Raw genomic sequence first — 19,117 nt, forward strand, 5'->3', positions numbered from 1 at the left:
CTGCCCTCGGGCAGCACTGGGGCGGACGTACGGGAATCTTCCGGGAAGTGTGAGCGCGGCACCGGCCAGGCGCCCGGTGGGCCCGAGGTCCCCGGTCCGCGGTTTCCGGAAGGGCCGTGTGCATTCCCCGCAGGGATGTTCGAACAAGGGACATTCATGTCAGCGGGAGCGCGACACGCCCGACCGCGTGGGTCGGAGGAACGAAGGCAGCAGAAGGAATCCGCCGGGTTCCAGAGCGTGAGAAGAGACAGGACTACTGAGTAGCCATGGCGGGACAGAAGATCCGCATCCGGCTCAAGGCCTACGACCACGAGGTCATCGACTCTTCGGCGAAGAAGATCGTCGAGACGGTGACTCGCACTGGTGCGTCGGTCGCGGGCCCGGTGCCGCTGCCCACTGAGAAGAACGTGTACTGCGTCATCAAGTCGCCGCACAAGTACAAGGACTCGCGCGAGCACTTCGAGATGCGCACGCACAAGCGCCTGATCGACATCCTCGACCCGACCCCCAAGACCGTTGACTCTCTGATGCGACTCGACCTCCCGGCCGGTGTCGACATCGAGATCAAGCTCTGAGGCTGGTGGGCTGAGAATGGCTAAGCAGATCAAGGGCATCCTGGGCGAGAAGCTCGGCATGACGCAGGTCTGGGACGAGAACAACCGTGTCGTCCCGGTCACCGTCGTCAAGGCCGGCCCCAACGTCGTGACCCAGGTTCGTACGAACGACGTCGACGGCTACGAGTCGGTCCAGATCGCCTTCGGCGAGATCGACCCGCGCAAGGTGAACAAGCCCCTCAAGGGCCACTTCGCCAAGGCCGACGTCACCCCCCGTCGCCACCTCGTCGAGATCCGCACCGCGGACGCCTCCGAGTACACGCTGGGCCAGGAGATCACCGCCGAGGTGTTCGAGGCCGGCGTGAAGGTCGACGTGACCGGCAAGAGCAAGGGCAAGGGCTTCGCCGGCGTCATGAAGCGCCACAACTTCCGTGGCCTCGGCGCCGGACACGGCACCCAGCGCAAGCACCGCTCGCCCGGTTCCATCGGTGGCTGCGCCACCCCGGGTCGTGTGTTCAAGGGCCTCCGCATGGCGGGTCGCATGGGCAACGAGCGGGTCACCACCCAGAACCTGACCGTCCACGCCGTTGACGCGGAGAAGGGTCTGCTGCTCATCAAGGGCGCGGTTCCCGGTCCGAACGGCGGCCTCGTCCTGGTCCGCACCGCGGCCAAGGGGGCCTGAGGTAACCGATGAGCACTGTTGACATCCTTTCGCCGGCGGGCGAGAAGGCCGGTTCCGTCGAGCTCCCCGCGGAGATCTTCGACGCCAAGGTCAGCGTCCCGCTGATCCACCAGGTCGTCGTCGCGCAGCTGGCCGCTGCCCGCCAGGGCACGCACAAGACCAAGACGCGTGGCGAGGTCCGCGGTGGTGGCAAGAAGCCGTACCGCCAGAAGGGCACCGGTCGCGCCCGCCAGGGTTCGACCCGCGCGCCGCAGTTCGCCGGTGGTGGCGTCGTGCACGGTCCCGTGCCGCGTGACTACTCGCAGCGCACCCCGAAGAAGATGAAGGCCGCCGCCCTGCGCGGTGCCCTCACCGACCGGGCGCGTCACAACCGCATCCACGTCGTCGCCGGCGTGGTCGAGGGCGAGACCCCCAGCACCAAGGCCGCCAAGTCGCTGTTCGGCAAGATCTCGGAGCGCAAGAACCTGCTCCTGGTCGTCGACCGCGCCGACGAGGCCGCGTGGCTGTCCGCCCGCAACCTGCCCCAGGTCCACATCCTGGAGCCGGGCCAGCTGAACACGTACGACGTTCTCGTCTCGGACGACGTGGTCTTCACCCAGGCCGCTTTCGAGTCCTTCGTGTCCGGCCCGAAGGCCAATGACACCGAAGGGAGCGAGGCCTGATGGCTATCCGTCACCCCGCTATCGCCTCGAAGGCCGCCAAGGCCGCCAAGGCCGCGCGCGTCGCCAAGGCGCGTCGCCACGCCGCCGAGGGCAAGAACACCGTCGAGACCCCTCTGAGCAAGGCGTACACGGACCCCCGTGACGTGCTGCTCAAGCCGGTCGTCTCGGAGAAGAGCTACGCGCTCCTCGACGAGAACAAGTACACGTTCATCGTCGACCCGAACGCCAACAAGACCCAGATCAAGCAGGCCGTCCAGGCGGTCTTCGACGTCAAGGTCACCGGGGTCAACACGATCAACCGCCAGGGCAAGCGCAAGCGCACCCGCACCGGCTTCGGCCAGCGCGCGGCGACCAAGCGCGCGATCGTGACCCTCGCCGAGGGCGACCGTATCGACATCTTCGGCGGTCCGACCGCCTGAGGGCGGTCCGGATCGTCCGATATCGGACGAGGACTGAGAAATGGGAATCCGCAAGTACAAGCCGACTACGCCGGGCCGTCGTGGCGCCAGCGTCGCCGACTTCGTCGAGGTCACGCGGTCCACGCCGGAGAAGTCGCTGGTCCGTCCCCTGCACAGCAAGGGCGGCCGTAACAACGCCGGTCGTGTGACCGTTCGCCACCAGGGTGGCGGACACAAGCGCGCCTACCGAGTGATCGACTTCCGTCGTCACGACAAGGACGGCGTGCCGGCGAAGGTCGCGCACATCGAGTACGACCCCAACCGCACCGCGCGCATCGCGCTCCTGCACTACGCGGACGGCGAGAAGCGCTACATCCTCGCGCCGCGTGGCCTGAGCCAGGGCGACCGCGTCGAGAACGGTCCCGGGGCCGACATCAAGCCGGGCAACAACCTCGCCCTGCGCAACATCCCGGTCGGTACCACGCTGCACGCCATCGAGCTGCGGCCGGGCGGCGGCGCCAAGTTCGCCCGCTCCGCCGGCGCCTCGGTGCAGCTGCTCGCGAAGGAGGGCTCCATGGCCCACCTGCGCATGCCGTCCGGTGAGATCCGCCTGGTCGACGTCCGCTGCCGCGCCACCGTCGGCGAGGTCGGCAACGCCGAGCAGAGCAACATCAACTGGGGCAAGGCGGGCCGTAAGCGGTGGCTGGGCGTTCGCCCGACCGTCCGTGGTGTGGTCATGAACCCGGTTGACCACCCGCACGGTGGTGGTGAGGGCCGGACCTCCGGTGGTCGTCACCCTGTGTCCCCGTGGGGCAAGAAGGAAGGCCGTACTCGTTCGCCCAAGAAGGCGTCGAACAAGTACATCGTCCGCCGCCGCAAGACGAACAAGAAGCGCTAAGGACGGGTTGAGATGCCTCGTAGCTTGAAGAAGGGGCCCTTCGTCGACGACCACCTGATGAAGAAGGTGGACACGCAGAACGAAGCCGGCACCAAGAACGTCATCAAGACCTGGTCCCGTCGCTCGATGATCGTCCCGGCCATGCTCGGCCACACGATCGCGGTGCACAACGGCAAGACCCACATCCCGGTGTTCGTCACCGAGTCGATGGTCGGCCACAAGCTCGGCGAGTTCTCGCCGACCCGCACCTTCCGGGGCCACGTCAAGGAAGACCGGAAGTCGAAGCGCCGCTAACAGCGGATCGCATTCAGACACGTAAGTAACTCTGAAGGGACAACCATGGAAGCCAGGGCCCAGGCGCGGTACATCCGCGTCACGCCCATGAAGGCCCGCCGTGTGGTGGACCTCATCCGTGGCATGGACGCCACGGAGGCCCAGGCTGTTCTGCGATTCGCTCCGCAGGCAGCCTCGGTTCCGGTGGGCAAGGTGCTCGACAGCGCCATTGCCAACGCCGCGCACAACTACGACCACACCGATGTCGACAGCCTCTTCATCTCCGAGGCCTACGTCGACGAGGGCCCGACCCTGAAGCGGTTCCGTCCGCGTGCCCAGGGCCGTGCCTACCGGATCCGCAAGCGGACCAGCCACATCACCGTGGTCGTCAGCAGCAAGGAAGGAACCCGGTAATGGGCCAGAAGGTTAACCCGCATGGGTTCCGGCTCGGTGTCACGACCGACTTCAAGTCGCGTTGGTACGCCGACAAGCTGTACAAGGACTACGTCAAGGAAGACGTCGCCATCCGTCGGATGATGACGTCCGGCATGGAGCGCGCCGGCATCTCGAAGGTCGAGATCGAGCGCACCCGTGACCGCGTCCGCGTGGACATCCACACCGCTCGCCCGGGCATCGTCATCGGCCGCCGCGGCGCCGAGGCCGACCGCATCCGCGGTGACCTGGAGAAGCTGACCGGCAAGCAGGTCCAGCTGAACATCCTCGAGGTCAAGAACCCGGAGACGGACGCTCAGCTGGTGGCCCAGGCCGTCGCCGAGCAGCTGTCCTCCCGCGTCTCCTTCCGCCGTGCCATGCGCAAGAGCATGCAGTCGGCCATGAAGGCGGGCGCCAAGGGCATCAAGATCCAGTGCGGTGGCCGCCTCGGCGGCGCCGAGATGTCCCGCTCGGAGTTCTACCGCGAGGGCCGTGTGCCCCTGCACACGCTCCGCGCGAACGTGGACTACGGCTTCTTCGAGGCCAAGACGACCTTCGGCCGCATCGGCGTGAAGGTCTGGATCTACAAGGGCGACGTCAAGAACATCGCCGAGGTCCGCGCCGAGAACGCTGCGGCCCGTGCGGGTAACCGCCCGGCCCGTGGCGGTGCCGACCGCCCGGCCCGTGGTGGCCGCGGTGGCGAGCGGCGCGGTCGCAAGCCGCAGCAGGCTGCCGGCGCCGAGGCCCCCAAGGCCGAGGCTCCCGCCGCCGCCGCTCCGGCTGAGAGCACCGGAACGGAGGCCTGACCGAAATGCTGATCCCCCGTAGGGTCAAGCACCGCAAGCAGCACCACCCGAAGCGCAACGGTATGTCCAAGGGTGGGACGCAGGTTGCGTTCGGCGAGTACGGCATCCAGGCGCTGACCCCGGCCTACGTCACGAACCGCCAGATCGAGGCGGCTCGTATCGCGATGACCCGTCACATCAAGCGTGGCGGCAAGGTCTGGATCAACATCTACCCGGACCGTCCGCTCACCAAGAAGCCCGCCGAGACCCGCATGGGTTCCGGTAAGGGTTCTCCTGAGTGGTGGATCGCCAACGTCAAGCCCGGACGTGTGATGTTCGAGCTGTCGTACCCCAACGAGAAGATCGCCCGTGAGGCGCTGACCCGTGCGGCCCACAAGCTGCCGATGAAGTGCCGGATCGTCAAGCGCGAGGCAGGTGAAGCGTGATGTCGGCCGGTACCAAGGCGTCCGAGCTGCGCGAGCTGGGCAACGAGGAGCTTCTGGCGAAGCTCCGCGAGGCCAAGGAAGAGCTGTTCAACCTCCGCTTCCAGGCGGCCACGGGTCAGCTCGAGAACCACGGCCGTCTGAAGGCGGTCCGCAAGGACATCGCCCGGATCTACACCCTCATGCGTGAGCGTGAGCTCGGCATCGAGACGGTGGAGAACGCCTGATGAGCGAGAGCAACGTGACTGAGAACAAGGAAGCTCGCGGTTTCCGCAAGACCCGTGAGGGTCTGGTCGTCAGCGACAAGATGGACAAGACCGTCGTCGTCGCCGTCGAGGACCGTGTCAAGCACGCGCTGTACGGCAAGGTCATCCGTCGTACGAACAAGCTCAAGGCGCACGACGAGCAGAACGCCGCGGGCGTCGGCGACCGCGTCCTCCTGATGGAGACCCGGCCGCTGTCCGCGACGAAGCGCTGGCGCGTCGTCGAGATCCTCGAGAAGGCCAAGTAGCAATTCCTGCGGGGCAGTTGCCTCGCAGGTCAGTTCCGCCAGGCTCGGCGGGGGTCTCCGCACGGAAACCCCTGCCGGGAACCGGCAGACAAACAGGAGATAGACGTGATCCAGCAGGAGTCGCGACTGCGTGTCGCCGACAACACTGGTGCGAAGGAGATCCTTTGCATCCGTGTGCTCGGTGGCTCCGGTCGCCGCTACGCGGGCATCGGTGACGTCATCGTCGCCACCGTCAAGGACGCGATCCCCGGTGGCAACGTGAAGAAGGGTGACGTCGTCAAGGCGGTCATCGTTCGCACCGTCAAGGAGCGCCGCCGTCCGGACGGCTCGTACATCCGCTTCGACGAGAACGCCGCCGTCATTCTGAAGAACGACGGCGACCCTCGCGGCACCCGTATCTTCGGCCCGGTCGGCCGTGAGCTGCGCGAGAAGAAGTTCATGAAGATCATCTCGCTCGCGCCGGAGGTGCTGTAAGCATGAAGATCAAGAAGGGCGACCTGGTCCAGGTCATCACCGGCAAGGACAAGGGCAAGCAGGGCAAGGTCATTGCCGCTTACCCGCGCGAGGAGCGTGTCCTGGTCGAGGGTGTCAACCGGGTCAAGAAGCACACCAAGGCCGGCCCGACCGCCAGTGGCTCCCAGGCCGGCGGCATCGTGACCACCGAGGCGCCGATCCACGTCTCCAACGTCCAGCTGGTCGTGGAGAAGGACGGTCAGAAGGTCGTCACGCGTGTCGGTTACCGCTTCGACGAAGAGGGCAACAAGATCCGCGTTGCCAAGCGGACGGGTGAGGACATCTGATGGCTACCACCACCACTCCGCGTCTGAAGCAGAAGTACCGTGAGGAGATCGCGGGCAAGCTGCGTGACGAGTTCAAGTACGAGAACGTCATGCAGATCCCCGGCCTCGTCAAGATCGTGGTCAACATGGGTGTCGGCGACGCCGCCCGTGACTCGAAGCTGATCGAGGGCGCGATCCGTGACCTGACCACCATCACCGGTCAGAAGCCGGCCGTCACCAAGGCCCGCAAGTCCATCGCGCAGTTCAAGCTGCGCGAGGGCCAGCCGATCGGTGCCCACGTCACGCTCCGTGGCGACCGCATGTGGGAGTTCCTGGACCGCACCCTGTCGCTCGCGCTCCCGCGCATCCGCGACTTCCGCGGCCTGTCCCCGAAGCAGTTCGACGGCCGTGGCAACTACACCTTCGGTCTCACGGAGCAGGTCATGTTCCACGAGATCGACCAGGACAAGATCGACCGCGTCCGGGGTATGGACATCACCGTGGTGACCACGGCGACCAACGACGAAGAGGGCCGTGCCCTTCTCCGTCACCTCGGCTTCCCGTTCAAGGAGGCGTGAGCGAGATGGCGAAGAAGGCTCTCATCGCGAAGGCTGCTCGCAAGCCCAAGTTCGGTGTGCGTGGCTACACCCGCTGCCAGCGCTGTGGCCGCCCGCACTCCGTGTACCGCAAGTTCGGCCTGTGCCGCGTGTGCCTTCGTGAGATGGCTCACCGTGGCGAGCTGCCGGGCGTGACCAAGAGCTCCTGGTAGTCCCTGCTTTTAGGGATACCTGGACCTCTCGGTAAGCAACCGGGGTAGGCAGAGGTGTCAACTCTCATGGCTTAGGCTAGGAGGGTTGGGCCTCTGCCGCCCTGAACGACTTACTACGCCGTAGGTCCCCGCGCCGCACCCGTCCCGTCCCTGTACGGGGAGAGGGATGGCGCATATAGGAAACCCCGGCGAGAAAGGCCACAGGCCAATTCATGACCATGACTGATCCGATCGCAGACATGCTTACGCGTCTGCGGAACGCGAACTCGGCTTACCACGACTCGGTGTCGATGCCGCACTCCAAGATCAAGTCTCACATCGCGGAGATCCTCCAGCAGGAGGGCTTCATCACGGGCTGGAAGGTCGAGGACGCCGAGGTCGGCAAGAACCTCGTTCTCGAGCTGAAGTTCGGCCCGAACCGTGAGCGCTCCATCGCGGGCATCAAGCGGATCTCCAAGCCCGGTCTCCGGGTGTACGCGAAGTCCACCAACCTGCCCAAGGTGCTGGGTGGCCTCGGCGTGGCGATCATCTCCACGTCGCACGGGCTCCTCACCGACAAGCAGGCCGGCAAGAAGGGCGTGGGTGGGGAAGTCCTCGCCTACGTCTGGTAGCAGAAGGGAACGGAGGAAACAGCTATGTCGCGTATCGGCAAGCTCCCCATCGCGGTTCCCGCCGGCGTGGACGTCACCATCGACGGCCGTACGGTCAAGGTCAAGGGCCCCAAGGGCGAGCTGACCCACACCGTCGTGGCACCGATCGACATCGCCAAGGGCGAGGACGGCACCCTGCAGGTGACCCGCCCCAACGACGAGCGTCAGAGCAAGGCCCTGCACGGCCTGTCCCGCACGCTGGTGGCGAACATGATCACCGGCGTGACCCAGGGTTACGTGAAGAAGCTCGAGATCAGCGGTGTCGGTTACCGAGTGACCGCCAAGGGTTCCAACCTGGAGTTCGCTCTCGGTTACAGCCACCCGATCCTGGTCGAGGCCCCTGAAGGCATCTCCTTCAAGGTGGAGTCCCCGACCCGTTTCTCGGTCGAGGGCATCGACAAGCAGAAGGTCGGCGAGGTTGCGGCCAACATCCGCAAGCTGCGCAAGCCCGACCCGTACAAGGCCAAGGGCGTCAAGTACGAGGGCGAAGTCATCCGCCGCAAGGTCGGAAAGGCGGGTAAGTAAGCCATGGCATACGGGCAGAAGATCCTCAAGGGCGACGCCTACAAGCGCGCCGCGATCAAGCGCCGTCACATCCGGATCCGCAAGCGGATCGCCGGTACGGCGGAGCGCCCCCGTCTGGTCGTGACCCGCTCCAACCGCCACATCGTGGCGCAGGTGATCGACGACCTGAAGGGCCACACCCTGGCGTCGGCGTCCACCCTGGACGCTTCGATCCGCGGTGGCGACGGCGACAAGTCCGCGCAGGCCAAGCGGGTCGGCGCCCTGGTCGCCGAGCGTGCCAAGGCCGCCGGTGTCGAGGCCGTCGTGTTCGACCGTGGTGGTAACCAGTACGCCGGCCGCATCGCGGCCCTGGCGGACGCCGCCCGCGAGGCCGGGCTCAAGTTCTGAGCCACGGTTCCGTAGCTAGCGGAAACAGAGAGAGGTAATTCCAATGGCTGGACCCCAGCGCCGCGGTGGCGGTGCCGGTGGCGGCGAGCGGCGGGACCGGAAGGGCCGTGACGGCGGCGCTGCTGCCGCCGAGAAGACCGCGTACGTCGAGCGCGTCGTCGCGATCAACCGCGTCGCCAAGGTTGTGAAGGGTGGTCGTCGCTTCAGCTTCACCGCGCTGGTCGTGGTGGGCGACGGTGACGGCACCGTGGGTGTCGGATACGGCAAGGCCAAGGAGGTGCCGGCCGCCATCGCCAAGGGCGTTGAGGAGGCCAAGAAGCACTTCTTCAAGGTCCCGCGTATCCAGGGCACCATCCCGCACCCGATCCAGGGTGAGAAGGCTGCCGGCGTCGTGCTGCTCAAGCCCGCGTCGCCCGGTACCGGTGTTATCGCCGGTGGTCCGGTGCGTGCCGTGCTCGAGTGCGCCGGTATTCACGACGTGCTGTCGAAGTCGCTCGGCTCCGACAACGCGATCAACATCGTGCACGCGACCGTGGAGGCCCTGAAGGGTCTGCAGCGTCCCGAGGAGATCGCGGCCCGCCGCGGTCTGCCCCTCGAGGACGTCGCTCCCGCGGCTCTGCTGCGTGCGCGTGCCGGGGCGGGTGCGTAATCATGGCGCAGCTCAAGATCACGCAGGTCAAGTCCTACATCGGCAGCAAGCAGAACCACCGCGACACCCTGCGCTCCCTTGGTCTCAAGGGCATCAACACGCAGGTCGTCAAGGAGGACCGCCCCGAGTTCCGCGGCATGGTGCACACCGTCCGCCACCTCGTGACGGTCGAGGAGGTCGACTGATCATGGCGGAGCAGAACCCGCTCAAGATCCACAACCTCCGTCCCGCCCCGGGCGCCAAGACCGCCAAGACCCGTGTGGGTCGTGGTGAGGCGTCGAAGGGTAAGACGGCCGGTCGTGGTACCAAGGGCACCAAGGCCCGCTACCAGGTTCCGGAGCGCTTCGAGGGCGGCCAGATGCCGCTGCACATGCGCCTCCCGAAGCTGAAGGGCTTCAAGAACCCGTTCAAGACCGAGTACCAGGTCGTCAACCTGGACAAGCTGGCCGCGCTCTACCCGCAGGGTGGCGAGGTCACCGTCCAGGACCTGGTCGAGAAGGGTGCCGTTCGCAAGAACAGCCTCGTCAAGGTCCTGGGCCAGGGCGAGGTCTCCGTGGCGCTGCAGGTGACGGTCGACGCCGTCTCCGGCTCCGCCAAGGAGAAGATCACCGCCGCCGGCGGTACGGTCACCGAGCTCGTCTGAGCCCCTCAGGCGACGCGTCGATGACGTAAACGATCCCACCGGGGATACCTCACAATGAGGTATCCCCGGTTGGTCGTTCCAAGGGGGGCATGGTCGCCGGTAAGGTGGCCTGCACTGTTCTCACTTATTCGTCGAACCTCAGACCGTCACCCTTGACGCAGTTGCGCGGGGGTCGCAGGAGGCACCGTGCTCACCGCGTTCGCCCGGGCGTTCAAGACGCCCGACCTGCGCAAGAAGCTGCTCTTCACGCTGGGCATCATCGTGGTCTACCGGGTCGGTACCCACATCCCGATCCCCGGCGTCAACTACAAGGCCGTCCAGCAGTGCGTGAGCGAGGCGGGGGCCAACCAGGGCCTGTTCGGCCTCGTGAACATGTTCAGCGGCGGCGCACTGCTGCAGATCACGGTCTTCGCGCTCGGCATCATGCCGTACATCACCGCCAGCATCATCCTTCAGCTGCTGACCGTGGTGATCCCGCGCCTGGAGGCCCTGAAGAAGGAGGGCCAGGCCGGGACGGCGAAGATCACGCAGTACACCCGTTACCTCACCCTCGCCCTGGCGATCCTGCAGGGCACCGGCCTGGTCGCCACCGCCCGCAGCGGCGCGCTGTTCAGCGGCTGCTCGGTCTCCACGAGCATCGTCCCGGACCAGGCGATCTTCACCACGATCACGATGGTCATCTGCATGACCGCCGGCACCACCGTGGTGATGTGGCTCGGTGAGCTGATCACCGACCGCGGCATCGGCAACGGCATGTCGATCCTGATGTTCATCTCGATCGCCGCGACCTTCCCGTCCGCGCTGTGGGCGATCAAGAAGCAGGGCACCCTGGCCGGCGGCTGGATCGAGTTCGGCACCGTGATCCTGGTCGGCCTGGTCATGGTCGCGCTGGTGGTCTTCGTCGAGCAGGCCCAGCGCCGCATCCCGGTCCAGTACGCCAAGCGGATGATCGGCCGTCGCTCCTACGGCGGTACGTCCACCTACATCCCGCTCAAGGTGAACCAGGCCGGTGTGATCCCGGTCATCTTCGCCTCGTCGCTGCTGTACATCCCGGCTCTCGTGGCGCAGTTCGCGGGCGGCAACTCGGGCTGGAAGCAGTGGGTCCAGGAGAACCTCACCAAGGGTGATCACCCGATTTACATCACCCTGTACTTCTTGCTCATCGTTTTCTTCGCGTTCTTCTACGTGGCGATCTCCTTCAACCCCGAAGAAGTCGCCGACAACATGAAGAAGTATGGTGGCTTCATCCCGGGCATCCGGGCTGGCCGACCGACCGCTGAGTACCTGTCGTACGTGCTCAACCGGATCACCTGGCCGGGTTCGCTGTATCTGGGTCTGATCGCTCTCGTACCGACAATGGCGTTGGTCGGCTTCGGGGCAAGCCAGAACTTCCCCTTCGGCGGCACCAGCATCCTGATCATCGTGGGTGTCGGCCTCGAAACGGTGAAGCAGATCGAGAGCCAGCTCCAGCAGCGCAATTACGAAGGGTTCCTCCGCTGATGCGTATCGTCCTCGTCGGGCCGCCCGGTGCCGGTAAGGGAACGCAAGCCGTCCGGCTCGCCGAGCAGCTGGCCATCCCGCACATCTCCACGGGTGACCTGTTCCGGGCCAACATCAGCCGGCAGACCGAGCTGGGCAAGCTCGCCAAGTCCTACATGGACGCCGGCAACCTCGTCCCCGACGAGGTGACCATCGCGATGGCCAAGGACCGCATGGAGCAGCCGGACGCCGCCGGCGGTTTCCTGCTGGACGGCTTCCCCCGGAACGTGGCGCAGGCCGAGGCGCTGGACGAGCTGCTGCGCACCGAGCACATGGCGCTGGACGCGGTGCTGGACCTGGAGGTCCCCGAGGAGGAGGTCGTCAAGCGCATCGCGGGTCGGCGGATCTGCCGCAACGACTCCTCGCACGTCTTCCACGTGGCGTACAACCCGCCGCGGCAGGAGGGCGTGTGCGATGTGTGCGGCGGCGAGCTGTACCAGCGTGAGGACGACTCCGAGGACACCGTCCGCACGCGCCTGGAGGTCTACCACACGCAGACCGAGCCCATCATCGACTACTACAGGGCGCAGGGCCTGGTCCGGACGATCTCCGCGCAGGCCTCGGTGGACGAGGTCACCCAGCGCGCGCTGGAGGCGCTGAAGAGCGAGCAGGCCGAGAGCAAGTAAGCCCGGCCGCCTTCCGGCCGCGGTGCCCTTGAGGGGGCGCCGCGGCCGTAGTGTTGTACAGGTACACCCAGTCCACGTGAGTGACGGAGAGCGCAGGCCCCCCATGGTGCAGATCAAGACGCCCGAGCAGATCGCCAAGATGCGTGCGGCGGGCCTGGTCGTCGCCGCGATCCACGCGGCCACCCGGGAGGCCGCGGTGCCCGGCGCCTCCACGAAGGACCTGGACGAGGTCGCCCGCAAGGTGCTCGCCGAGCACGGCGCCAAGTCGAACTTCCTGGGTTACGGCGGTTTCCCCGCGACCATCTGCACCTCCGTGAACGACGTGGTGGTGCACGGCATCCCGTCCGACGACGTCGTCCTCAAGGACGGCGACATCATCTCCATCGACTGCGGCGCGATCGTGGACGGCTGGCACGGCGACGCGGCCTACACGGCCTTCGTCGGCTCCGGTCACGCCCCGGAGCTGATCGAGCTGTCCCGGGTGACCGAGGAGTCGATGTGGGCCGGCATCGCGGCGATGAAGCAGGGCAACCGGCTGGTCGACGTGTCCCGGGCCATCGAGACGTACATCCGCCGCCAGCCCAAGCCGGGCGGCGGCCGCTACGGGATCATCGAGGACTACGGCGGTCACGGCATCGGCACCGAGATGCACATGGACCCGCACCTGCTGAACTACGTCGACCGCCGGCGCGGCAAGGGCCCCAAGCTGGTCCCCGGCCTCTGCCTGGCCATCGAGCCGATGGTGTCCCTCGGCACGCCCAGGACCGAGGTCCTGGAGGACGACTGGACGGTCATCACGACCGACGGCACCTGGTCCTCGCACTGGGAGCACTCCGTGGCGCTGACGGAGGACGGTCCGCTGGTCCTCACGGCCGTCGACGGCGGCAAGGCGAAGCTGGCGGAGCACGGCATCACCGTGGCTCCCGACCCGCTGGCCTGAACACGGCTCGCATGGGCGGCGCCCTGGTGGGGCAGAATCCCTCGATTCGCGTTTCCGGGTGTGCCGACGTAGACTGACTCGTCGGCTCTCGTGCACCCGCATGTCCGCATGCGCCCGTAAGGGACGCGGGAGAGTCGATCAAGGTAGTCGATTCGAAGGGCGAAGCGTGGCCAAGAAGCAAGGTGCCATCGAGATCGAGGGCACTGTCGTCGAGTCTCTGCCGAACGCCATGTTCAAGGTCGAGCTCCAGAACGGCCACCAGGTCCTGGCACACATCAGCGGCAAGATGCGTATGCACTACATCCGCATCCTCCCTGACGACCGGGTCGTGGTGGAGCTGTCTCCGTACGACCTGACGCGTGGCCGGATCGTCTACCGGTACAAGTAGATCTTGCCCGCGCCCCGGGTTCGCCCGGTGCGATGGCACTGACCCGGAGAACCTCACCCCATGAAGGTCAAGCCGAGCGTCAAGAAGATCTGCGACAAGTGCAGGGTGATCCGCCGTCACGGCCGGGTCATGGTCATCTGCGAGAACCCGCGCCACAAGCAGCGCCAGGGCTGACGCACGACCACCCCTCTCTGCACCTCTATCGCAGAGTTTTCGCGCGACGCGAGCTGAATTGTTCATACGCAGAACCCGAGCCGAACGGCTCGACACCCCCGGTTCGGAGGCCGGGGACCCGGTCCGTACCTCATACGGCGGCCGGGAGCCGGTTCTGCGGAAGACCTCCGAAGATTCACCAGGAGCCATTGAATGGCACGCGTTTCCGGTGTTGACATCCCGCGCGAAAAGCGCGTGGAGGTCGCCCTCACCTACGTGTTCGGCATCGGCCGGACCCTCTCGAAGGAGACGCTGGCTGCGACCGGCGTCGACCCGAACACCCGCGTTCGTGACCTGAGCGAAGAGCAGCTGGTCGCGATCCGCGAGTACGTCGACAACAACATCAAGACCGAGGGTGACCTCCGTCGCGAGATCCAGGCCGACATCCGCCGCAAGGTCGAGATCGGTTGCTACCAGGGTCTCCGTCACCGTCGCGGTCTGCCCGTCCGCGGTCAGCGCACCAGCACCAACGCCCGTACCCGCAAGGGCCCGCGTCGCGCCATCGCCGGCAAGAAGAAGCCGGGCAAGAAGTAGTCCGCAGCGGACCTCTGTCCACGGTCTTCGCTGTAGGACCGACCACCTCCCTCTAGGAGTTTGTAGATGCCCCCCAAGGGTCGTCAGGGCGCTGCCAAGAAGGTGCGCCGCAAGGAAAAGAAGAACGTCGCTCACGGCCACGCGCACATCAAGAGCACGTTCAACAACACGATCGTCTCGATCACGGACCCCTCGGGCAACGTGATCTCCTGGGCCTCCGCCGGCCACGTCGGCTTCAAGGGCTCCCGGAAGTCCACGCCGTTCGCCGCGCAGATGGCCGCCGAGTCGGCTGCCCGCCGCGCCCAGGAGCACGGCATGCGCAAGGTCGACGTGTTCGTCAAGGGCCCGGGTTCCGGCCGCGAGACCGCGATCCGCTCCCTGCAGGCCACGGGCCTCGAGGTCGGCTCCATCCAGGACGTCACCCCGACCCCGCACAACGGCTGCCGTCCCCCGAAGCGCCGCCGCGTCTGACGCTCAGCGCTCCGCTGGATTTGCGGTTCCGGGCGGTACGGCCTCTGTGCAGAAGCCGTGCCGCCCGTACCCTTGCAGTACAGAGTCGGGCGTCAAATAGCGGGCGCCCCTGACTGAAGGATTCCTTCCATGCTGATCGCTCAGCGTCCCTCGTTGACCGAAGAGGTCGTCGACGAGTTCCGCTCCCGGTTCGTGATCGAGCCGCTGGAGCCGGGCTTCGGCTACACCCTCGGCAACTCCCTCCGCCGTACCCTCCTGTCCTCGATCCCCGGTGCCGCCGTCACGAGCATCCGGATCGACGGCGTGCTGCACGAGTTCACCACCGTGCCGGGCGTCAAGGAGGACGTCACCGACCTGATCCTCAACATCAAGCAGCTGGTCGTCTCCTCGGAGCACGACGAGCCGGTCGTGATGTACCTGCGCAAGCAGGGCCCGGGTCTGGTCACCGCCGCCGACATCGCGCCCCCGGCCGGTGTCGAGGTGCACAACCCCGACCTCGTCCTCGCCACGCTCAACGGCAAGGGCAAGCTGGAGATGGAGCTGACCGTCGAGCGCGGTCGCGGCTACGTCTCCGCCGTGCAGAACAAGCAGGTGGGCCAGGAGATCGGCCGTATCCCGGTCGACTCCATCTACTCGCCGGTTCTGAAGGTCACGTACAAGGTCGAGGCCACGCGTGTCGAGCAGCGCACCGACTTCGACAAGCTGATCGTCGACGTCGAGACCAAGCAGGCGATGCGTCCGCGTGACGCCATGGCCTCCGCGGGCAAGACCCTGGTCGAGCTGTTCGGTCTCGCGCGCGAGCTGAACATCGACGCCGAGGGCATCGACATGGGTCCGTCCCCGACGGACGCCGCGCTCGCCGCCGACCTGGCGCTGCCGATCGAGGAGCTGGAGCTCACCGTTCGGTCGTACAACTGCCTCAAGCGCGAGGGCATCCACTCCGTGGGTGAGCTCGTCGCCCGCTCCGAGGCCGACCTGCTCGACATCCGCAACTTCGGTGCGAAGTCGATCGACGAGGTCAAGGCGAAGCTGGCCGGCATGGGCCTGGCCCTCAAGGACAGCCCGCCCGGATTCGACCCGACCGCCGCCGCCGACGCCTTCGGCGCCGACGACGACGCGGACGCCGGGTTCGTCGAGACCGAGCAGTACTAAGAGCTCGGGCCGGACGGTCCGCTTTCGGGTGCGGGTGCGGCGCGGCTTGTCGCGCAGTTCCCCGCGCCCCTTCCGGACGGGTGCCGCTTCGGGGCCCGTCCGGATCTCCGACAGACAACCGTCTGCTCGGATACTGACCCCGGTACCTGGTACGGCCGGGGCAGAGACACAGGAGAAGAACAATGCCGAAGCCCACCAAGGGTGCCCGTCTGGGCGGCAGCGCCGCGCACGAGAAGCTGCTCCTCGCGAACCTGGCGAAGAGCCTCTTCGAGCACGGCCGCATCACCACCACCGAGGCGAAGGCCCGCCGCCTGCGCCCGTACGCCGAGCGTCTGATCACCAAGGCGAAGAAGGGCGACCTTCACAACCGCCGCCAGGTGCTCCAGGTCATCACGGACAAGAGCATCGTGCACACGCTCTTCACCGAGATCGGCCCGCGGTACGAGAACCGTCCGGGTGGTTACACCCGCATCACCAAGATCGGCAACCGCCGTGGCGACAACGCGCCCATGGCCGTGATCGAGCTGGTCGAGGCGCTGACGGTGCAGCAGAACGCCGTGGGTGAGGCCGAGGCCGCCACCAAGCGCGCGGTCAAGGAGGCGGACGAGGCCAAGGCCGCCGAGGCCACCGAGGCGCCGGCCGAGGAGGCCGCTGCCGAGGAGTCCAAGGACGCCTGAGGCTCAGCCTGACGCGGGAAGCGGGTTCGCCCTTCGGGCGGGCCCGCTTTCGCGTACTTGAGAGGATCTGTGTGTGAGTGAAGTACAGCCGGGCCGTGTCCGCGTCCGCCTCGACCTGTCGTACGACGGCACCGATTTCCACGGCTGGGCCAAGCAGGCCGGCGGCAAGCGGACCGTGCAGGGGGAGATCGAGGACGCGCTGCGCACGGTGACGCGGTCGAAGGAGACGTACGAGCTGACCGTGGCCGGGCGCACCGACGCCGGGGTGCACGCCCGCGGCCAGGTGGCGCATGTCGACCTGCCGGCCGAGCTGTGGGCGGAGCACCGCGAGAAGCTGCTCAAGCGGCTCGCCGGGCGGCTGCCGAAGGACGTGCGGATCTGGCGGGCCGAGGAGGCCCCGGAGGGGTTCAACGCCCGGTTCTCGGCGATCTGGCGGCGTTACGCGTACCGGGTGACGGACCACCCCGGGGGAGTGGACCCGCTGCTGCGCGGCCATGTGCTCTGGCACGACTGGCCGCTCGACGTGGACGCCATGAACGAGGCCGCGCGGGCGCTGCTCGGGGAGCACGACTTCGCCGCGTACTGCAAGCGGCGGGAGGGTGCCACCACCATCCGGACGCTCCAGGAGCTGAGCCTGGTGCGGGGCGCGGACGGTGTGATCACGGCGACGGTGCGGGCCGACGCGTTCTGTCACAACATGGTGCGTTCGCTGATCGGCGCGCTGCTGTTCGTCGGCGACGGGCACCGCGGCCCGGAGTGGCCCGGGAAGGTGCTGGCCGCGGGGACACGGGACTCGGCCGTGCATGTCGTACGGCCGCACGGGCTGACCCTGGAGGAGGTCGGCTACCCCGCCGACGAGCTGCTGGCCGCCCGTAACAAGGAGGCCCGCAACAAGCGCTCGCTGCCGTCGGCGGGATGCTGCTGAGCTACCGGTTCGCCGCCGCGGACGCCTGCGCCTGGCCGCGGCGGCGGATCTGCTGGAAGGTGAACTCCGCCAGGTTGTCGCCCGCGCTGAAGACCTGGGTGTCCTTGGTGGTGACGTTCTTGCCGGTGGTGAACCCGGCGAGGGTGAAGTAGGCGTAGCGGCCGTAGGCGTTGCGGGTCGAGCGGCAGGTGGCGCCGTCGCAGAAGGCCGGCACGCCCGAGCCGGACAGCGAGCGCACGATGCTGTGGTCGTCGGTCTGCTTGCGGGCCTTGGCGGCCTGGGCCTCGGTGTCGAACAGGGCGACGCCGACGGTGACCGCGACGTCCCCGTGGGTGTAGGTGGCGCGCATCAGCCGGGTGCAGCCGTTGGCGGCGAGGATCCCGGGCAGGGTGCCGCCCGCGGCGCCGGCGCAGCTGGTGGTGTCACTGGTGGCGCCCTTCTCGTACACCGTGCCGCCCATGGTCAGTCGGGTGCCCGGGAACAGGGTCTCGGGGCTCAGCGGGGCGGTGTCCTTCTTGGCGCTGGATATGAAGTCCTTCGGGTCCAGCGGCGGCGGGGCGCTGGTGGGCGCGAAGGAGGGTACGGTGCCGGCCGAGCCGCCGGGCAGGGAGGCGCTGGGCAGCTGCGAGGCGCTGCCCGAGGGGCCGCTGTGCCCGTTCGCCGAGACGACGGCCAGGGCGACCGCGGTGCCGATGGCGATCGTGGCGAGCGCGCCGCCGCCGATGAACAGCAGCTTGCGCCGTTTGCCGCGGGTCTCCGACGCCTCCGCGAGGGCGGCCCAGTCCGGTGTCCCGTCGTCGCCGCCGCTGCCCCAGGGCTGCTGGGGCTGCTGGGATTGCGGTTTCCAGGGATCCCACTGAGACTGGGGTCCCCCCTGCCCGTTACTCATGGGGCGCATCTTAGACGCGGGGGACGCGGCGCAGGGCCCGCCGGGTGTCCTGCCTCGTTTTGACCCGTCCGGGGGCCGCCGGGTAACCTGCTTCTTCGTTGTGTATTGGCTTGCTCATTCTCACGGGACGGGCCCTTACACCGGTCCACCGGGCCGATGACCAGCGACCAGCGCGCGGTTTGCGTCACCGCAGTGCGGTCAAGGCTGTCGTGATCGTTTCGGTGACCTGTTCAGGACCATTCACTCGAAGCGAAGGCTACGAACCGTGCGTACGTACAGCCCCAAGCCCGGCGATGTGACGCGCCAGTGGCACGTCATCGACGCTCAGGACGTTGTCCTGGGCCGTCTCGCCACCACTGCTGCGACCCTCCTCCGGGGCAAGCACAAGCCGATCTACGCGCCGCACGTAGACGCTGGTGACTTCGTCATCATCATCAACGCCGACAAGGTGCACCTGTCCGGCAACAAGCGGACCCAGAAGATGGCCTACCGCCACTCCGGCTACCCGGGTGGTCTGCGGTCCGTCCGCTACGACGACCTGCTGGCCAACAACCCCGAGAAGGCCATCGAGAAGGCCGTCAAGGGCATGCTCCCCAAGAACTCCCTGGGCCGTCAGATGCTCTCGAAGCTGAAGGTCTACAAGGGTGACCAGCACCCGCACGCTGCCCAGCAGCCGGTGCCGTTCGAGATCACCCAGGTCGCGCAGTAAGTCCGGCCACCCCC

33 protein-coding genes are annotated in these 19,117 nt (G+C 67.2%); 32 read left to right on the forward strand and 1 reads right to left on the reverse strand.

The window, feature by feature from the left end:
• Positions 1-266: 266 nt before the first annotated feature.
• From rpsJ to truA, 31 genes are all read left to right on the forward strand, one after another.
• Positions 267-575: a 30S ribosomal protein S10 gene (rpsJ, locus tag ACSP97_RS21320; RefSeq protein ID WP_003948644.1), complete on the forward strand. Its 309-nt coding sequence runs from the start codon at positions 267-269 to the stop codon at positions 573-575.
• 16 nt (positions 576-591) lie between these two features.
• A complete protein-coding gene (gene rplC / locus ACSP97_RS21325; RefSeq protein WP_014674369.1) occupies positions 592-1,236 on the forward strand; it encodes a 50S ribosomal protein L3 in 645 nt (214 codons plus the stop codon).
• An 8-nt stretch (positions 1,237-1,244) separates the two neighbouring features.
• Positions 1,245-1,898, forward strand: a complete 654-nt coding sequence (rplD, locus tag ACSP97_RS21330; protein WP_070026317.1) for a 50S ribosomal protein L4 — start codon at positions 1,245-1,247, stop codon at positions 1,896-1,898.
• Complete coding sequence (gene rplW / locus ACSP97_RS21335) at positions 1,898-2,317, forward strand: 50S ribosomal protein L23 (RefSeq protein WP_180329828.1); 420 nt, start codon at positions 1,898-1,900, stop codon at positions 2,315-2,317. The genes rplD and rplW overlap by 1 nt, the downstream gene beginning before the upstream one ends.
• A gap of 40 nt (positions 2,318-2,357) precedes the next feature.
• Positions 2,358-3,194 (forward strand): 50S ribosomal protein L2, encoded by an 837-nt coding sequence (gene rplB / locus ACSP97_RS21340; protein ID WP_070026315.1) that lies wholly within the window; start codon positions 2,358-2,360, stop codon positions 3,192-3,194.
• Positions 3,195-3,206: 12 nt separating this feature from the next.
• Positions 3,207-3,488 (forward strand): 30S ribosomal protein S19, encoded by a 282-nt coding sequence (gene rpsS / locus ACSP97_RS21345; RefSeq protein WP_030641188.1) that lies wholly within the window; start codon positions 3,207-3,209, stop codon positions 3,486-3,488.
• A gap of 45 nt (positions 3,489-3,533) precedes the next feature.
• Positions 3,534-3,881 (forward strand): 50S ribosomal protein L22, encoded by a 348-nt coding sequence (gene rplV / locus ACSP97_RS21350; RefSeq protein WP_006130776.1) that lies wholly within the window; start codon positions 3,534-3,536, stop codon positions 3,879-3,881.
• A complete protein-coding gene (gene rpsC, locus ACSP97_RS21355) occupies positions 3,881-4,705 on the forward strand; it encodes a 30S ribosomal protein S3 (protein ID WP_010036723.1) in 825 nt (274 codons plus the stop codon). The genes rplV and rpsC overlap by 1 nt, the downstream gene beginning before the upstream one ends.
• Before the next feature lie 5 nt (positions 4,706-4,710).
• Positions 4,711-5,130: a 50S ribosomal protein L16 gene (gene rplP, locus ACSP97_RS21360; protein ID WP_009190136.1), complete on the forward strand. Its 420-nt coding sequence runs from the start codon at positions 4,711-4,713 to the stop codon at positions 5,128-5,130.
• Complete coding sequence (gene rpmC / locus ACSP97_RS21365) at positions 5,130-5,354, forward strand: 50S ribosomal protein L29 (RefSeq protein ID WP_007494763.1); 225 nt, start codon at positions 5,130-5,132, stop codon at positions 5,352-5,354. The genes rplP and rpmC overlap by 1 nt, the downstream gene beginning before the upstream one ends.
• On the forward strand, positions 5,354-5,638 hold the full coding sequence (gene rpsQ, locus ACSP97_RS21370) for a 30S ribosomal protein S17 (protein WP_039656223.1): 285 nt from the start codon (positions 5,354-5,356) through the stop codon (positions 5,636-5,638). Before rpmC ends, rpsQ begins: the two co-directional genes overlap by 1 nt.
• A gap of 105 nt (positions 5,639-5,743) precedes the next feature.
• On the forward strand, positions 5,744-6,112 hold the full coding sequence (gene rplN, locus ACSP97_RS21375; protein WP_003998823.1) for a 50S ribosomal protein L14: 369 nt from the start codon (positions 5,744-5,746) through the stop codon (positions 6,110-6,112).
• A 2-nt stretch (positions 6,113-6,114) separates the two neighbouring features.
• Complete coding sequence (gene rplX, locus ACSP97_RS21380) at positions 6,115-6,438, forward strand: 50S ribosomal protein L24 (protein WP_014674376.1); 324 nt, start codon at positions 6,115-6,117, stop codon at positions 6,436-6,438.
• A complete protein-coding gene (rplE, locus tag ACSP97_RS21385; protein ID WP_309095770.1) occupies positions 6,438-6,995 on the forward strand; it encodes a 50S ribosomal protein L5 in 558 nt (185 codons plus the stop codon). Before rplX ends, rplE begins: the two co-directional genes overlap by 1 nt.
• A 5-nt stretch (positions 6,996-7,000) precedes the next feature.
• Positions 7,001-7,186 carry a type Z 30S ribosomal protein S14 gene (locus ACSP97_RS21390; protein ID WP_003948630.1) on the forward strand — a complete coding sequence of 62 codons (186 nt, stop codon included), beginning with the start codon at positions 7,001-7,003 and terminating at the stop codon, positions 7,184-7,186.
• Between the two features lie 212 nt (positions 7,187-7,398).
• Positions 7,399-7,797 carry a 30S ribosomal protein S8 gene (rpsH, locus tag ACSP97_RS21395; protein ID WP_014674378.1) on the forward strand — a complete coding sequence of 133 codons (399 nt, stop codon included), beginning with the start codon at positions 7,399-7,401 and terminating at the stop codon, positions 7,795-7,797.
• A 24-nt stretch (positions 7,798-7,821) separates the two neighbouring features.
• On the forward strand, positions 7,822-8,361 hold the full coding sequence (gene rplF, locus ACSP97_RS21400; protein WP_070026313.1) for a 50S ribosomal protein L6: 540 nt from the start codon (positions 7,822-7,824) through the stop codon (positions 8,359-8,361).
• A 3-nt stretch (positions 8,362-8,364) separates the two neighbouring features.
• The gene (gene rplR / locus ACSP97_RS21405) at positions 8,365-8,748 is read left to right on the forward strand and encodes a 50S ribosomal protein L18 (RefSeq protein WP_440553804.1); all 384 of its coding nucleotides are present in this window, start codon (positions 8,365-8,367) and stop codon (positions 8,746-8,748) included.
• 43 nt (positions 8,749-8,791) lie between these two features.
• A complete protein-coding gene (gene rpsE, locus ACSP97_RS21410; RefSeq protein WP_009190144.1) occupies positions 8,792-9,397 on the forward strand; it encodes a 30S ribosomal protein S5 in 606 nt (201 codons plus the stop codon).
• A 2-nt stretch (positions 9,398-9,399) separates the two neighbouring features.
• The gene (gene rpmD, locus ACSP97_RS21415; RefSeq protein WP_003974250.1) at positions 9,400-9,582 is read left to right on the forward strand and encodes a 50S ribosomal protein L30; all 183 of its coding nucleotides are present in this window, start codon (positions 9,400-9,402) and stop codon (positions 9,580-9,582) included.
• Between the two features lie 2 nt (positions 9,583-9,584).
• Positions 9,585-10,040: a 50S ribosomal protein L15 gene (rplO, locus tag ACSP97_RS21420; protein ID WP_070026311.1), complete on the forward strand. Its 456-nt coding sequence runs from the start codon at positions 9,585-9,587 to the stop codon at positions 10,038-10,040.
• 186 nt (positions 10,041-10,226) lie between these two features.
• Complete coding sequence (secY, locus tag ACSP97_RS21425) at positions 10,227-11,540, forward strand: preprotein translocase subunit SecY (RefSeq protein ID WP_070026310.1); 1,314 nt, start codon at positions 10,227-10,229, stop codon at positions 11,538-11,540.
• Complete coding sequence (locus ACSP97_RS21430) at positions 11,540-12,205, forward strand: adenylate kinase (RefSeq protein ID WP_355145461.1); 666 nt, start codon at positions 11,540-11,542, stop codon at positions 12,203-12,205. Before secY ends, ACSP97_RS21430 begins: the two co-directional genes overlap by 1 nt.
• A gap of 103 nt (positions 12,206-12,308) precedes the next feature.
• Positions 12,309-13,145 (forward strand): type I methionyl aminopeptidase, encoded by an 837-nt coding sequence (gene map, locus ACSP97_RS21435; RefSeq protein ID WP_355145463.1) that lies wholly within the window; start codon positions 12,309-12,311, stop codon positions 13,143-13,145.
• 166 nt (positions 13,146-13,311) lie between these two features.
• The gene (gene infA / locus ACSP97_RS21440) at positions 13,312-13,533 is read left to right on the forward strand and encodes a translation initiation factor IF-1 (protein WP_003948620.1); all 222 of its coding nucleotides are present in this window, start codon (positions 13,312-13,314) and stop codon (positions 13,531-13,533) included.
• Positions 13,534-13,593: 60 nt separating this feature from the next.
• The gene (gene rpmJ / locus ACSP97_RS21445; RefSeq protein WP_003998809.1) at positions 13,594-13,707 is read left to right on the forward strand and encodes a 50S ribosomal protein L36; all 114 of its coding nucleotides are present in this window, start codon (positions 13,594-13,596) and stop codon (positions 13,705-13,707) included.
• A 192-nt stretch (positions 13,708-13,899) separates the two neighbouring features.
• Entirely contained in the window at positions 13,900-14,280 is a 381-nt protein-coding gene (gene rpsM / locus ACSP97_RS21450) for a 30S ribosomal protein S13 (RefSeq protein ID WP_009300593.1), read from the forward strand.
• 66 nt (positions 14,281-14,346) lie between these two features.
• A complete protein-coding gene (gene rpsK, locus ACSP97_RS21455; RefSeq protein ID WP_003956432.1) occupies positions 14,347-14,751 on the forward strand; it encodes a 30S ribosomal protein S11 in 405 nt (134 codons plus the stop codon).
• Positions 14,752-14,880: 129 nt separating this feature from the next.
• The gene (locus ACSP97_RS21460; RefSeq protein ID WP_003966937.1) at positions 14,881-15,903 is read left to right on the forward strand and encodes a DNA-directed RNA polymerase subunit alpha; all 1,023 of its coding nucleotides are present in this window, start codon (positions 14,881-14,883) and stop codon (positions 15,901-15,903) included.
• 182 nt (positions 15,904-16,085) lie between these two features.
• Positions 16,086-16,580, forward strand: a complete 495-nt coding sequence (gene rplQ / locus ACSP97_RS21465; protein ID WP_070026307.1) for a 50S ribosomal protein L17 — start codon at positions 16,086-16,088, stop codon at positions 16,578-16,580.
• Positions 16,581-16,653: 73 nt separating this feature from the next.
• Positions 16,654-17,505, forward strand: a complete 852-nt coding sequence (gene truA, locus ACSP97_RS21470; protein WP_355145466.1) for a tRNA pseudouridine(38-40) synthase TruA — start codon at positions 16,654-16,656, stop codon at positions 17,503-17,505.
• Position 17,506: 1 nt separating this feature from the next.
• On the opposite strand, the gene ACSP97_RS21475 is transcribed toward truA, so the two are convergent.
• The gene (locus tag ACSP97_RS21475) at positions 17,507-18,394 is read right to left on the reverse strand and encodes a hypothetical protein (protein ID WP_355324353.1); all 888 of its coding nucleotides are present in this window, start codon (positions 18,392-18,394) and stop codon (positions 17,507-17,509) included.
• Between the two features lie 265 nt (positions 18,395-18,659).
• Here ACSP97_RS21475 and rplM point away from each other — a divergent pair, with 265 nt between their 5' ends.
• Positions 18,660-19,103: a 50S ribosomal protein L13 gene (gene rplM, locus ACSP97_RS21480; protein WP_070026304.1), complete on the forward strand. Its 444-nt coding sequence runs from the start codon at positions 18,660-18,662 to the stop codon at positions 19,101-19,103.
• The last annotated feature ends 14 nt before the right edge of the window (positions 19,104-19,117 follow it).

The sequence above is a fragment of the Streptomyces sp. SCPE 10 genome (assembly GCF_051980735.1).
Taxonomy (GTDB): Bacteria; Actinomycetota; Actinomycetes; order Streptomycetales; family Streptomycetaceae; genus Streptomyces; species Streptomyces misionensis.